The following is a 13,095-nucleotide window of genomic DNA, read 5'->3' on the forward strand; positions in this document are numbered from 1 at the left end:
GGTGAAGGGGGTGCGGGTGAACTCTTGCCAGAGGGAGGGGACTTCGYAAGCCGCCTTGGGGACTCCGGAGGCTTTGGGGACTCCGGAGGCTATGGGGGCATCGGGGGCGCCGGGGGCCGCCTGTGCCGTGCCGGTCGCCGTCGCGAGTGCCACGGCCGTGGCTCCGCCCAGCAGGGTTCGTCTGGTGAGGTGCGCATTGCCCATGGTCCGTGCGTCCTTCCCATGCGGCTCTTCATGGATGTGAACCACGTTCAGAAGTGCGATGGGCGCGAGCATGCCACGGCCCCTCAGGAGTACGGAAGGGGTCGTGCGGGGTGAGTTGGTGCGGACCTTTTCAGGTCCCTACGTCACTCCGAGGGCCGCTGGATCAGATGGGTGAACGCGTCCAGGTTCCGCGTCGACTCGCCGCGCGCCACGCGCCACTCGTACTCCTTGCGGATCGCGGACGCGAAACCGAGCTCCAGGAGGGTGTTGAAGGCGCCGTCCGCCGCCTCCAGGACCTGGCCGAGGAGGCGGTCGATCTCGTCGGCCGTGACGCCGGCGAGCGGGAGCTTCGCGGTGACGTAGATGTCGCCGAGCCGGTCCACGGCGTAGCTCACGCCGTAGAGCTTGAGGTTGCGCTCCAGGAGCCAGCGGTGGACGCCGGGTTCGTTCTCGTCGGGGTGGCGGATGACGAAGGCGTTCAGCGACAGGGAGTGGCGGCCGACGAGCAGGGACACGGTCGTCGAGAGCTTGCGCGTGCCGGGGAGCTTGACGACGTAGTTGCCGGGGGCGGGGCTCTCCCACTCCAGGTCGGCGTCCTTCAGGGCCCCCTCGACGACCTGCGCCGTCTTCTGTGCGTCAGCCATGGTGGGAGCGTACGCGACGGCGGTGGGCCTGGGCCGCGGCCGTGTAGACGTCCGCCGTGGCGGCCGCCGAGGTGTCCCAGCCGAAGGACTGGGCGTGCCGGGAGGCCGCGTCGCCCATGCGGGTGGCCAGGTGCGGGTCGTCGGCGAAGGCGTGCAGCACGCGCGCGTACTCGGCGGGGTTGTGGCCCTGGACCAGGAATCCGGTACGGCCGTCCCGGACCGCGACCGGCAGGCCGCCGACCGCTGCGGCCAGTACGGGTGTGCCGGCCGCCTGCGCCTCGATGGCCACCAGGCCGAAGGACTCGCTGTACGACGGCATGACCAGCACCGATGCCGCCCGGAACCAGTCGGCGAGCTGCTCCTGGCCGACGGGCGGGCGGAACCGTACGACATCCGCGACGCCCAGCCGGGCGGCGAGCTTTTGCAGGCCCTCCGGCTTGGCGAGGCCGCTGCCGCTGGGGCCGCCGACGATCGGGACGACGATCCGGGAGCGCAGCTCGGGGTGCTCGTCGAGGAGGACCGCCACCGCGCGCAGCAGGACGTCCGGGGCCTTCAGGGGCTGGATGCGGCCGGCGAAGAGCGGGATCAGGGCGTCCTGCGGGAGGCCGAGGCGGGCGCGGGCTGCGGCTCGGCCGTCGGCGGGCGCGAAGCGGGTGAGGTTGACGCCGGGGTGGACCACGGCGACCTTGCCGGGGTCGGCGGCGTAGTGCCGGACGAGTTCGTCGGCCTCCTCGGCGGTGTTGGCGATGAGGCGGTCCGCTGCGGCGACGATCTGGGTTTCGCCGATGACCCGGGCGGCGGGTTCGGGGGTGTCGCCGTCGGCGAGGTTGGCGTTCTTGACCTTGGCCATGGTGTGCATGGCGTGCACCAGGGGGGCGCCCCAGCGCTGGGCCGCCAGCCAGCCGACGTGGCCGGAGAGCCAGTAGTGGGAGTGGACCAGGTCGTAGTAGCCGGGGCGGTGGCCGGCCCAGGCCTGCATCACGCCGTGGGTGAAGGCGCAGAGCTGGGCGGGGAGGTCTTCCTTGTTGAGGCCCTCGTAGGGGCCGGCGTCGATGTGGCGGACGAGGACGCCGGGGGCCAGTTCCACGGTGGGGGGGAGGTCGGTGGCGGTGGTGCGGGTGAAGATCTCGACCTCGATGTTGATCGCGGCGAGGCGCTGCGCCAGCTCCACGATGTAGACGTTCATGCCGCCGGCGTCGCCGGTGCCGGGCTGGTGGAGCGGGGAGGTGTGCACGCTGAGCATGGCTACGCGGCGGGGGCGGCGGTGGAGCCTGAGTCGTGAGGGGGCCGCCGCCTGGGAGCGGTGCCTGAGCCTGCTGACGTACTGGCTCACGTGGCGGTCCTCCTTGGCTGCGGGCATGCCGGACGGAGGGTTGAGCGCCCTCCAAGGCGGTGCAACGCCGGAGGGTTGGGTTCCCATTCCTGGTGGAGTGGTTTTTGCCTAGGAATTACCGGCGGTCGCTCAACTGTTCGGGGCCTGGGTGCGTGGGGTGCCTGCCGGATGCCGGATGCCTGGTGCCTGATGCCCGCGGCGGCCGGGCCCGGTTCGGTGGGGGTTCGCGTTGCGCACCGCCCGTGCGTCGGGGGTCGGGGGTCGGGGTTGTGCCGGGGCGTGGCGCCTGGTGTGCCTGCCGGCGCATACGCTCGTCCGTATGAATGCCCGCGCTTCCCGCCCCGTGGGAACGGTGACCCGCGGGACCACCAATCCCAATCGGTTGCGCCGTATGGACCGGTGGATCGCCCATACGCAGGGGCGTGAGCTTCGCCGGGTTGCGGATGCCGTAGCTGTTGATCTCGGGTATGGCGCTTCTCCTTGGACGGCCGTCGAGTTGTTGGGGCGGCTGCGGGTCGTCGCGCCTCGGGTGACGGTGGTCGGGCTGGAGATCGAGCCGGCTCGGGTTGCCGCCGCCAAGCCGTATGAGCGGGAGGGGCTCGTTTTTCGGCACGGTGGCTTCGAGGTCCCGATTCCGCAGCGGCCGGTGCTCGTGCGGGCCGCGAATGTGTTGCGGCAGTACGACGAGGGGGAGGTCGCCGGGGTCTGGGAGCGGCTGTGCGCGCGGCTGGCGCCGGGCGGGCTGCTCGTGGAGGGGACCTGTGACGAGATCGGGCGCCGGCATGTGTGGGTCGCGCTCGGGCCGGAGGGGCCGCGGACGGTGACGTTCGCCGCGCGGCTGGGGTCGCTGGAGCGGCCGTCGGATCTCGCCGAGCGGCTGCCCAAGGCGCTCATCCATCGCAATGTGCCCGGTGAACCGGTCCATGCGTTTCTGCGGGACTTCGACCGCGCCTGGGCGGCCGCGGCGCCCTACGCCTCGTACGGTGCCCGGCAGCGCTGGATCCGGGCCGTGCGGGATCTCGCGGGCGACTGGCCGGTGTCCGACGGACCGGGGCGGTGGCGGCAGGGGGAAGTGACCGTGCGGTGGGAGGCGCTGGAGCCCCGGACCTAGGTCACCCTTGTCTCGTTCCCGGCGCTTTCCCTCCCGTTTCCCCGGTCGACCGCGGATCACGGAACGATCTCCGCGAGTCGTTCGTCACAAAGGCGGGGAGATCGTCATGACGGGGAGTGAATGGGGGGAAGCAGACCTCTGTCGCTTTGCGCGCCGTCATGGCACGATCCCCCGGACGCTCGTAAGTTACTGACGAGACATCAGTTTGGGGGCACGAGTATGGGTACGGGCAAGCGCGGCCTGCTCATGATGGCCGTGACCGTCGTCTGCGCGGTCACCGTACTGGCGGCACCGGGCACCGCCTTCGCGGCACCCTCCCCCTCACCGACCCCGAGCGCCTCACCCTCTTCCTCGCCGACCCCCGTGTCGAACAAGGAGCTTGAGGAAGTCCGCAAGAAGCTGGAGAAGCTCTACCACTCCGCGGCCGTCGCCACCGACCAGTACAACGCCGCCGAGGAGGCGGCCGAGAAGCAGTCCGCCGAGATCGTCTCGCTGGCCAAGAAGATCGTCAGAGGGCAGGAGAAGCTCGCCGAGCTGAAGGAGCGGGCCGGCTCCGCTGCCGCCGCTCAGTATCGGCTGGGCGGGTTGCCCGACGAGGCGAAGTTGATGCTGAGCGATGATCCGCGGACCTTCCTCGACGGGGCCGGGCGAGTGATTCAGGGGCAGCGCGCCACCAAGGGTCTCCTGGCGGAAATGACGCGCACCCAGCAGGACTTGGAGCAGTACTCCAGGGACGCCTCCGCCCAGTGGCAGAAGCTGGAGGCCGGGCGCAAGGCCAAGGCCGCCGCCCAGAAGAAGATCGAGAAGCAGATCAAGGCGGCCGAACAGCTGGAGTCCCAGCTGGAGAAGGAGCAGCTGGAGCGGCTCAAGAAGCTGGAGGAGGAGGCCGCCTACAAGGCGCAGACCGCCTGGCTGGACTCCGGCGCACTGAAGGACGTCAAGGGCAAGGCGTCCGAGCAGGGGCGAAAGGCCGTCAAGTATGCCGGCGCACAGTTGGGCAAACCGTATGAATGGGGTGCGGAGGGGCCCAAGACGTATGACTGTTCAGGGTTGACGTCTCAGGCCTGGGCGAGTGCCGGGAGCGGGATTCCGCGGACCTCGCAGGAGCAGTGGAAGCAGCTCAAGCGCATCGACATCAAGGACATGCGGCCCGGCGACCTCATCATCTACAACGACGACGCGAGCCATGTCGCCATGTACATCGGCGGCGGCGCCATCATCCACGCCCCGCGTCCGGGGCGGACGGTGACGGTCGCGGGGGCCGGGTCGATGCCGATCCTCGGGGTGGTTCGGCCCGATGCGTAAGGATTCAGGGCGTCTTGTGACCTGCGGGTCGTGACTCGGGCCACGTGACCCACCCCACGTCACATCGCCACCAAACGCCGCTTTGACGTGACGTTCGTCATCCTTGCCGGTGCGCCGCCCTGTCCAACTGCGGTACGGAACGCGGCATATGACAGCGGCCAGCCTCCACACGGCGTGCTCCACACCATTCCGCTGCGGCGCCGACACCCGCTATGGTCCCCGTCGGTGGATCGAGACCCCTCGCTCCCACCATGCCCTCGGGGGGAGGGAAGGAACTCAACACGATGCCCGTACCCGTACCGCGGCAGAGAGCGATCCCGGCCGTGGAGACTGGTCAGGCGCCGGCTGCGTCCCCAGGCGGCACCTCTCGGGAGGTGGCCCTGCGTAAGCGTGAAACGGTCGAGAACACCACCCATAACAGCCTGACGCTGCTGCTGATCGAGGACGATCCCGGCGGCTCCGCGATGGTGCCCGAGCTGCACGACTCGGCCGGCAGGCCGATCCGTGTGCGCACCGCCCGCAACCTCACCGAGGCCGAGCGGCTGCTCACCGACGACGTCCACTGCATCCTGCTGGACCTCGCGCTGGCGGCGCCCGGCCGGATCGCGGACGACGACGAGCTGGCCGTACTCAGGCACGTCCTGGAGATCGCGCCCCGGCACGCCGTCCTCGCGCTCACCGCATCCGGTGACGCCGAGCGCGGCGCCGAAGCCGTGCGCGTCGGCGCGCAGGACTACCTCTTCCGGGACGAACTGGACGGGCGGCTGCTGAGCCGTGCGATCCGCTACGCCGTGGAGAGGAAACGTTCCGACACGGCCGAGCGGCGGCTGGCCGAGGGCCGGCTGCGGGCGCAGGAGAACCGGCGTCTGGAGCGCGGTCTGCTGCCGACGCCGCTGCTGGAGGGCTCGTCGCTGCGGTTCGCCGCGCGCTACCGGCCCGGGCGTTCGCGTGCCCTGCTGGGCGGTGACTTCTACGACGTCGTCCGCACCGCCGACGGCACCGTGCACGCCATGATCGGCGACGTCTGCGGGCACGGGCCGGACGAGGCCGCCCTCGGTGTGGAGCTGCGGATCGCCTGGCGGGCGCTGACGCTGGCCGGGCTGTGCGGGGACGCGCTGCTGGGAACGCTGCAGAAGGTTCTTGAGCACGAGCGGGCCGACGACGAGATCTTCGCGACCCTCTGCACCGTGGACATCGCGCCTGACGGCCGACGGGCCGGATTGTGCCTGGCAGGGCATCCGTCGCCGCTGCTGGCCCGGCCGGGGCGGCCTGCGCAGCTGCTGCCGTACGACAACAACGGGCCCGCGCTCGGTCTGCTGCCGGGGGCACGGTGGCCTCGGATGGAGGTCAAGCTGGGCGCCGAGTGGAGTCTGATGCTCTACACCGACGGCTTGATCGAGGGCCGTATCGGCCAGGGCCGGGAGCGGCTCGGGCAGGACGGCATGGTGGAGATGGTCCGGCGGCAGCTGTCCGAGGGGTTGCGCGGGGAGGCGTTGCTGCGGGCGGCCGTCAATGAGGTTCGGGACCTCAATGGCGGGGAGCTGACGGATGACGTGGCTGTGCTTTTGCTGGATCGCGGGGTCTGAGCGGGCGGTTGCGCTCCGCTGCGGAGACTCGCCGTTTGATTTCTGTGATGTGCCGTCTGCGGGTGCTTTGTGGCTGGTCGCGCAGTTCCCCGCGCCCCTGGGGCGTTGCCGATCAGCTAGGGGCGCTGTGGATCAGCCAGGGCCGTTGTCCATCAGCTAGGGGCGCTGTCGATCAGCCAGGGGCGCGGTCCATCAGCCAGGGGCGTCGTCGATCAGCCGCGTTGATCAGCGGCCGCCGTTCCAGGGACCGTAGGGGCCGTCGCTGCTGGAGCCGCCGCGCCTGCTGCGGCCGCCGCCCGGGAGGTTCTTGATGGTGGGGCGGACATCGACCATGTACACGATGGTCGCGATGAGGCCGATGATCGGCAGGAACGACAGGATGTTGAAGATCAGGTTCACCACGAAGGCGAGGCCGAGGACGATCAGCCAGAAGGCCTTGGTCTGCTTGTCCGCGGCGCGGTAGGCGTCCTCACGGCGGACGGCCGCGTCGATCAGCGCGAAGCCGCTGAAAAGGATCAGGGCCATGCTCAGCAGCCACATGAACCCCGCGAAGCCCTGCATCAGCACAACGTCCACCACCCGATTCGGCTCGTACCTACGCGGTCACCGTACCCGCAACCGCAGGACCGCTACCCGAACAACGGGCCGAGCACTCGCTAAGTGCCCGGCCCGTGCCGGCCGGTCCCTTTTCACCCGTCCGTGTTACTTGGCGGGCGGGGTCGTCTTCTTGGCGGTGACCTTGCGCGCCGGAGCCTTCTTGGCCGGCGTCGCCTTCTTCGCCGGGGCGGCCTCGGCGGCGGGCTTGGTCTCGGCCGGCTTGGCCTCGGCCTTGTCGTCCTTGACCTCGACCGGCTCGGCCTTGGGCTCGACGACGACGGCGAGCTCCTCGATCTCCTCGGCCGCCTCGCCACGCCAGGTCTTCACGGTCTGCTCGCCGTGCTCGGCGACCTTCTCGTAGGTCTCACGGGCCTTGACGGCGTACTCGGCGGCGACGCCGAGGGTGCGCAGCGCGAGGTCCTGGGCGCTCTCGCCGAACTTCTTCAGGTCGGCGTCGATGCTGCTGCCGAACTTCTTGAAGTCCGTGTCGAGGTTGCTGCCGAACTTCTTGATGTCGGCGTCCAGGCTGGTGACGAACTCGTTGACCTTGGTCTGGAGGGTCTCCTGGGCCTCCTTGGCCTTGGCGCCCGCCTCCTTGGCACGGCTGGTGGCCTTCTCCTGGACGGCCTTCGGGTCGGTGCTGCGTACGGCCTCGAACCGGGCCGGGGCCTCGGCGCGCAGCTGCTCCACCAGGGCGGGCACCTTCCTGGCCTGCTGGAGGGCCAGGTCGGCGGTGCCGGCGGCGAAGTAGAGCGGGGTCGGGTCGCTGAGGGTCTTACGCAGGTCGTCGGTGATGGCCATGGTGAGGGTCCTCCCGGGTTGCTTCGAGGTGAGGGTTTTCGGTCCCCGCGGCCGGACGGCTGACGGCTGATGTGTGCTCGCCGATGCGCGTCGCGCGTACGGCGGCTCTTGGTCAGCCGGCCGACTGCTGCGGGTCGGTCGGGTTCTCCGGGTCGGCGTCGCTGCCGTCGGACGTACGGGTCGTGCGGGTGTTGCGGGTCGTGCGGGTCGTCCGGCTACGGCGCGCGGCGGGCTCTCGGTCGCCGTCGGCCGTGCTGTTCTTGCGGGTCTTACGGCTTCGGCGTACGTCGGCGTCGTCGGACTGGCCGTCGCTCTGCGGGGAGTCCGGATCCGAGCCGGCGGACCGGACCGCCTCCACCACGGCTTCGGCCTCGGCTTCGGCCTCGGCCTCGGCCTCGGCCTCCTCGGGGGATATCCCGAACCCGTTCTCCTTGCGGAAGGATTCGTAGATCTGGAGCAGCACCTGCTTCTGCCGCTCGTTGAGCGTGGGATCGGCGAGGATGACGGCGCGCGTCTCCACCTCGTCCCGGTCCCGCTCGGCGTCGAGGATGCCGGCCCGGACGTACAGCGTTTCGGCGGAGATCCGCAGCGCCTTGGCGACCTGCTGCAACACCTCCGCGCTCGGCTTGCGCAGCCCGCGCTCGATCTGGCTCAGATACGGATTGGACACCCCGGCGGCGTCGGCGAGCTGCCGCAACGACAGCTGCGCGGTGCGCCGCTGTTCGCGCAGATACTCACCGAGATTGCCGACGTTGAGCGATGCCATGCCTCCACCTTGCCGCACCCTCGCTAACTATTGCAAGCACCCGCTTGCAAAAGTGCGCCACGCCACGTCGTGCTGCCGCGCCGGACTGTCGTCGGCGCGGCCGATCCAGAGATCGTCGAAGCAATGTCGCTCTCTGCGTCTGAGTACTGGCGCAGCCTCGCGATGGCCGGGCAGGAGCAGATGAGGCTGGTCAGAGCCGAATTCCACCGGCGCCTGCCCCAGGAAAGAGGTCTTCGCACCACTGCCAGGCAGTGGTTTCTCATCGAGATGATCACAGGATCCGAGATCATGGCAGCGCGACCGCTGTTTCAGAGCGCGATGGGGGTACCCGCCATGTCCGACCTCAACAGCCAGACGGCCTACTGGGACGCCGCCGCGACGACCAAGACGTTCACGCATCCACTGCACATGCCGTGGCTGGACGACGTCGACGAGCATGCCGCGATCCTGGACTACGGCTGCGGCTACGGCCGGACCATGCAAGCCCTCGAACAGCAGGGCTTCACCGACCTCGCCGGCGTCGACACCGCACCAGGAATGATCTCCCGAGCACACGCCCTGCATCCCACGATGCGCTTCGCCGTGCTGGACGCACCGCCGACGCTGGCCCACCCGGACGCAAGCATCGACGTGGTCATACTCTTCGCGGTGCTGACCTGCATCCCCGGCAACGACGCACAGCGACGGCTGGTGGGCGAACTGAGCCGCGTTCTCAAACCGGGCGGAACGCTCTACCTCAGCGATCTGCTGCTACAGGACGACGAGCGCAATCGTGCCCGCTATGCCAGGTTCGCGGAACGCTACGGCACCTACGGAGTGTTCGAAACCGGCGACGGCGCAGTCTGCCGCCACCACCCGAGCGACTGGTTCACCTCCCTGCTTGCAGACTTCGAGATCGCCGACACCCGCCGAATCACCGTCGCCACCATGAACGGACACGAGTCGAAGGGAATCCAGATCCTGGCTCGTCGAGGGCCTCTCTGCTGACCCCGGCTCCCCGCCGCCACATGCCGAACCTCGCCCCAGCGGGACAGCCCAGGCCAACACGTCCCAGGCGGGGCGCCGATCAGCGCAAGCTGATGCAGAAAGGAGCCGTTCCGCCTGTCCTGGCGCTATGGCGGCCGGGGCCGGCGGATCCGGCAGACGCCGGACTACTTCGTACGCCGCCGAGACGGCACTGCTGCCGTCGTGCTGGCGCCGGCTACGTCGCCGGACCGTTCACCTCGCCTGCGGCGCACCTCCGTGGTGCGATGGAACGGGGGCAGGAAGGAACGAGTGATGGTCCCACCAGCAGCGAAGCGCAAAAGTGGCGCGGCCCCATCAGTCCGCCCGCTGGGTGAGGCGGACCTGGACCGGGCCGATGAGATCTGCAGGGCCGCCTTCGGGACCTTTCTGGGGGCACCTGATCCGTTCGGGACCGTCGACTACGTCCGCACCCGCTGGGCGGCCGATCCGCGGGCGGCGTTCGCGGCGACGGTCGAGGGCGAACTGGTTGGATCGAACTTCGCCACCAACTGGGGCAGCGTCGGGTTTTTCGGACCGCTGACCGTACGTCCGGATCTGTGGGACCAGGGCATCGGCAGACGTCTGATGGAGCCGGTCATCGACTGCTTCGACGCCTGGGGGAATCGCCACCTCGGCCTCTTCACCTTCGCGCACAGTCCCAAGCATCTTGAGCTCTACCGCCGGTACGGTTTCTGGCCTCGATTCCTCACAGCCATCATGAAGAAGCAGGTCACAAACGGTGCCGCAGTCCCCGGCCGGGTGCTCTACGGCGAACTGCCCGCCGCCGAGCGGCCCGACGCACTGAGCCTCTGTCGCGCACTGACCTCAGCCGTGTACAAGGGCCTGAGCCTGGAACGCGAGATCGTGGGCGCGCACGCGCAGGGACTCGGTGACACCATCCTGCTCCATGGCGCCGGCTCCGAGCTCGACGGCCTGGCCGTCTGCCACTGCGGAGCCGGGTCGGAGGCCGGCGCCGACGTGTGCTTCGTCAAATTCGGCGCCGTACGTCCTGGTCCGGAGGCCGCCGACCGGTTCGAGCGACTGCTCGACGCGTGCGAGCGGCTGGCCGCCGAGCGCGGGCTGGGGCAACTGGACGCCGGCATGAACCTGGGTCGCCCGGATGCCTACCGGCGCATGATCAACCGCGGTTTCCGCACCTGGTTGCAGGGCGTGACCATGCACAGGCCCAACGAACCCGGGTACAGCCACCCCGACGCGTATGTGATCGACGACTGGCGTTGAACCAACCACCGCGCTCGGCCCCGCGCACGCGCCCATCTGGCCGAGGCGCAGCATCACGTGGGCGCGCTGAACGACGACGGCTACGGGCAAGGCATCCGAGAGGCGCTGGGGCGGCTGGCTTGCGAGCTCGGTGCTTCGTGATGCGACCCGGCGGGCGGTCGTCGCGGCTCGGGTCGGGGTGCGTCGTGGTGGAGTCGCCGCGACCGAGCGGCTGAACCCGTCGGCCGAGCGGCGTGTCCGGGCGGGCGGAGCCGTCGGCTCGACGCAGGGTGGTCGGGATCGCCGTCGTCGAGGAGGCATCGTGATGCGTCGTGTCGTCGCCGTCCTGGCCACTGTCGTCGCCGGGCTGATGCTGGTCGCGGTACCGGCCGCGGCCGCGGCCGCGGATTGGGACGGCCATGGAAACATCGAGCGGAACGAGTGGAACATCCCGCTCACCAACCTCCGCGTGCTGTAGCCCCTCAGTCGAGGAACTCGCCCACCATCGGCAGCAGCAGCGATGTCCGTCGCATCAGGGTCATGTGCGTCGTCGCGGGCAGGACCGCCAGCCGGGACCGGGGGATCAGGCGCTGCATCTCGGCCGCGTGCTCGACGCGTACGAAGTCGGAGTCGCCGATGACCAGCAGCGTGGGTGCCTGCACCGTGCGCAGGTCGTCGGCGGTCCAGGGCAGCGGGGCGTTCGCCGCGACCGAGATCTTGCCGAGGAAGTCCTGGAAGTGCTCGGGATGCGGCGCGCACGCCGCGTACGCCTCGGCCATCTCCTGGAAGTCGGCCTGGTCGGGCAGCCGTGGCGAGGCGAAGTCGCCGGCGTGGACCTCGTCGTGGATGCCGTCCTGGTGGTACTGGGTCGCGGCGAGCACCAGCCGTCCCACGCGGCCGGGGTGCCTGATGCCGATCTCCAGCGCGGTCAGCCCGCCGAGGCTGTACCCGAGGAAGTCGGCCCGCTGGATGCCGAGCTCGTCGAGCAGTGCCACCACGTCGGAGGCCAGATTCGGCACGGTCAGGTCGCGGTCGGTGTCGGCGGTGTGCCCGTGCCCCTGGAGTTCGGGCGCCACGATGTGCCGGCCGGCCGCCAGGGCGGGCAGCACGGCGGCGAAGGACAGACCGACGGTGGTGACGCCCCCGTGCAGCAGCACCAGCGGAAGCCGGGCGTCGGCGCCCCCTGCGGCGTCCGTACCGGGGTCCCGGGCGGCGCCGTGCACCTCGTAGTACATCTCCACGCCGTTGACCTTGGCGTACGCGGAGCTGGTCGGCATGGCCATCACAACCTTCCGGAATGCGTTCCGATGTTCGTTCCGAGATTCGCCGAGAGGTTCTCTCCGAGGTTCTCGCAGAGCCTCATGCGGGAGACCCGTGCGGCACGCGGAACTCATCGCCATGTCACAGAACGGGCGGGCACGCTCGTCCAAGGTTTCGTAGTCGTATTCCGCGATCGGGACGGTGAGTGTCATGCGGGTGTTCGTGGCAGGTGGGACCGGCGTCATCGGGCGGCGGCTGGTGCCGCGGCTCGTGGAGCGGGGGCATCAGGTGACGGCCACGACGACGAGCGCGGCCAAGCTCGACCTGGTGAAGGGGATGGGCGCGCAGGGCGTGGTGATGGACGGGCTCGACGCGGCGTCGGTCGGCGAGGCGGTGGCCGCGGCGCGGCCGGACGTGATCGTGCACCAGATGACGGCGATCTCCGCACCGCACTCCGGCAAGCCCGACATCAGGCACTTCGACCGGTGGTTCGCCTCCACCAACCGGCTGCGCACCGAGGGAACCGACCATCTGCTGGCCGCCGCGGAGGCGACCGGCGTCCCGCATGTCGTCGTACAGAGCGCGGCCATCTGGAACGGCGTCCGCGAGGGCGGCTGGGTGAAGACCGAGGAGGACCCGCTGCCCGTGGAGACCGGGAAGCTGCGCGCGCTCGGCGAGGCGATCCGGCACATCCAGGACTCCGTCCTCAAGGCCGACGGGACGGTTCTTCGCTACGGCGGTTTCTACGGCCCCGGCGCCACCGACGACCAGGTCGAACTCGTACGCAAACGGCAGTTCCCGCTGGTCGGGGGCGGTACCGGCTACTGCTCCTGGGTGCATCTGGACGACGCGGCGAGCGCCACCGTGCTGGCCGTGGAGCAGCGGGCGCGGGGCGTGTTCAACATCGTCGACGACGAGCCGGCGCCGGCCAGTGAGTGGCTGCCGTATCTGGCCGACTGCGCGGGGGCGAAGCCTCCGCTGCGGGTGCCCAAGTGGCTGGCCCGGCTGCTCGCCGGGGACGTGGTGGTGACGATGATGACCGAGGGGCGTGGGTTCTCCAACGCCAAGGCCAGGCGTGAGCTCGGCTGGGAGCCGCGCTATCCGTCGTGGCGCCAGGGGTTCCGGGAGGAACTGGCGCGGTCGTAGCCCTGTCGCGGGAAGGGGCGGGGGGCGGCGGGGGGCGGCAGCCGCCGTCGTACCCACTTATTTGTGCGTACTTGGCAGCACTCCCCCGCCGTCCGACCCTTGATGTGGGTGATCCA

13 protein-coding genes and 1 pseudogene are annotated in these 13,095 nt (G+C 70.0%); 7 read left to right on the forward strand and 7 right to left on the reverse strand.

Annotated elements, in window-relative coordinates; all coding sequences use genetic code 11:
• The 3 genes and pseudogenes from EAO75_RS46780 to mshA all read right to left on the reverse strand — a co-directional run.
• Positions 1-204, reverse strand: a pseudogene (locus EAO75_RS46780) (hypothetical protein); the annotation flags it as partial.
• A gap of 143 nt (positions 205-347) precedes the next feature.
• Positions 348-848, reverse strand: a complete 501-nt coding sequence (locus tag EAO75_RS40630) for a YbjN domain-containing protein (RefSeq protein ID WP_148000058.1) — start codon at positions 846-848, stop codon at positions 348-350.
• Complete coding sequence (gene mshA, locus EAO75_RS40635) at positions 841-2,181, reverse strand: D-inositol-3-phosphate glycosyltransferase (RefSeq protein WP_148000059.1); 1,341 nt, start codon at positions 2,179-2,181, stop codon at positions 841-843. The genes EAO75_RS40630 and mshA overlap by 8 nt, the downstream gene beginning before the upstream one ends.
• Positions 2,182-2,500: 319 nt before the next feature.
• On the opposite strand from mshA, the gene EAO75_RS40640 reads away from it, so the two are divergent.
• The 3 genes from EAO75_RS40640 to EAO75_RS40650 all read left to right on the forward strand — a co-directional run bounded on the left by EAO75_RS40640 (position 2,501) and on the right by EAO75_RS40650 (position 6,183).
• Positions 2,501-3,292: a class I SAM-dependent methyltransferase gene (locus EAO75_RS40640; RefSeq protein WP_148000060.1), complete on the forward strand. Its 792-nt coding sequence runs from the start codon at positions 2,501-2,503 to the stop codon at positions 3,290-3,292.
• A gap of 219 nt (positions 3,293-3,511) precedes the next feature.
• A complete protein-coding gene (locus EAO75_RS40645; protein WP_148000061.1) occupies positions 3,512-4,597 on the forward strand; it encodes a C40 family peptidase in 1,086 nt (361 codons plus the stop codon).
• A gap of 284 nt (positions 4,598-4,881) precedes the next feature.
• Positions 4,882-6,183 carry a PP2C family protein-serine/threonine phosphatase gene (locus tag EAO75_RS40650; RefSeq protein ID WP_148000062.1) on the forward strand — a complete coding sequence of 434 codons (1,302 nt, stop codon included), beginning with the start codon at positions 4,882-4,884 and terminating at the stop codon, positions 6,181-6,183.
• A 225-nt stretch (positions 6,184-6,408) separates the two neighbouring features.
• Here EAO75_RS40650 and EAO75_RS40655 read toward each other — a convergent pair whose 3' ends face one another.
• The 3 genes from EAO75_RS40655 to EAO75_RS40665 form a co-directional block, all read right to left on the reverse strand.
• Positions 6,409-6,744: a DUF2516 family protein gene (locus EAO75_RS40655; RefSeq protein ID WP_187284815.1), complete on the reverse strand. Its 336-nt coding sequence runs from the start codon at positions 6,742-6,744 to the stop codon at positions 6,409-6,411.
• Between the two features lie 141 nt (positions 6,745-6,885).
• Positions 6,886-7,581 carry a hypothetical protein gene (locus tag EAO75_RS40660; protein WP_148000063.1) on the reverse strand — a complete coding sequence of 232 codons (696 nt, stop codon included), beginning with the start codon at positions 7,579-7,581 and terminating at the stop codon, positions 6,886-6,888.
• A gap of 112 nt (positions 7,582-7,693) precedes the next feature.
• On the reverse strand, positions 7,694-8,347 hold the full coding sequence (locus EAO75_RS40665) for a helix-turn-helix domain-containing protein (protein ID WP_148000064.1): 654 nt from the start codon (positions 8,345-8,347) through the stop codon (positions 7,694-7,696).
• A 69-nt stretch (positions 8,348-8,416) separates the two neighbouring features.
• Here EAO75_RS40665 and EAO75_RS40670 point away from each other — a divergent pair, with 69 nt between their 5' ends.
• The 3 genes from EAO75_RS40670 (at position 8,417) to EAO75_RS46275 (ending at position 11,051) form a co-directional block, all read left to right on the forward strand.
• Entirely contained in the window at positions 8,417-9,334 is a 918-nt protein-coding gene (locus EAO75_RS40670; protein ID WP_261989618.1) for a class I SAM-dependent methyltransferase, read from the forward strand.
• Between the two features lie 291 nt (positions 9,335-9,625).
• Positions 9,626-10,594: a GNAT family N-acetyltransferase gene (locus EAO75_RS40675; protein ID WP_148000065.1), complete on the forward strand. Its 969-nt coding sequence runs from the start codon at positions 9,626-9,628 to the stop codon at positions 10,592-10,594.
• A gap of 301 nt (positions 10,595-10,895) precedes the next feature.
• The gene (locus EAO75_RS46275) at positions 10,896-11,051 is read left to right on the forward strand and encodes a hypothetical protein (RefSeq protein ID WP_187284772.1); all 156 of its coding nucleotides are present in this window, start codon (positions 10,896-10,898) and stop codon (positions 11,049-11,051) included.
• Positions 11,052-11,055: 4 nt separating this feature from the next.
• Here the strand turns inward: EAO75_RS46275 and EAO75_RS40680 are convergent, their stop codons facing one another.
• The gene (locus EAO75_RS40680; protein WP_261989619.1) at positions 11,056-11,850 is read right to left on the reverse strand and encodes an alpha/beta fold hydrolase; all 795 of its coding nucleotides are present in this window, start codon (positions 11,848-11,850) and stop codon (positions 11,056-11,058) included.
• Positions 11,851-12,043: 193 nt separating this feature from the next.
• Here EAO75_RS40680 and EAO75_RS40685 point away from each other — a divergent pair, with 193 nt between their 5' ends.
• A complete protein-coding gene (locus tag EAO75_RS40685; RefSeq protein ID WP_148000067.1) occupies positions 12,044-12,979 on the forward strand; it encodes an NAD-dependent epimerase/dehydratase family protein in 936 nt (311 codons plus the stop codon).
• Positions 12,980-13,095: the final 116 nt, after the last annotated feature.

This window comes from Streptomyces sp. UW30 (assembly GCF_008042075.1).
GTDB lineage: Bacteria > Actinomycetota > Actinomycetes > Streptomycetales > Streptomycetaceae > Streptomyces.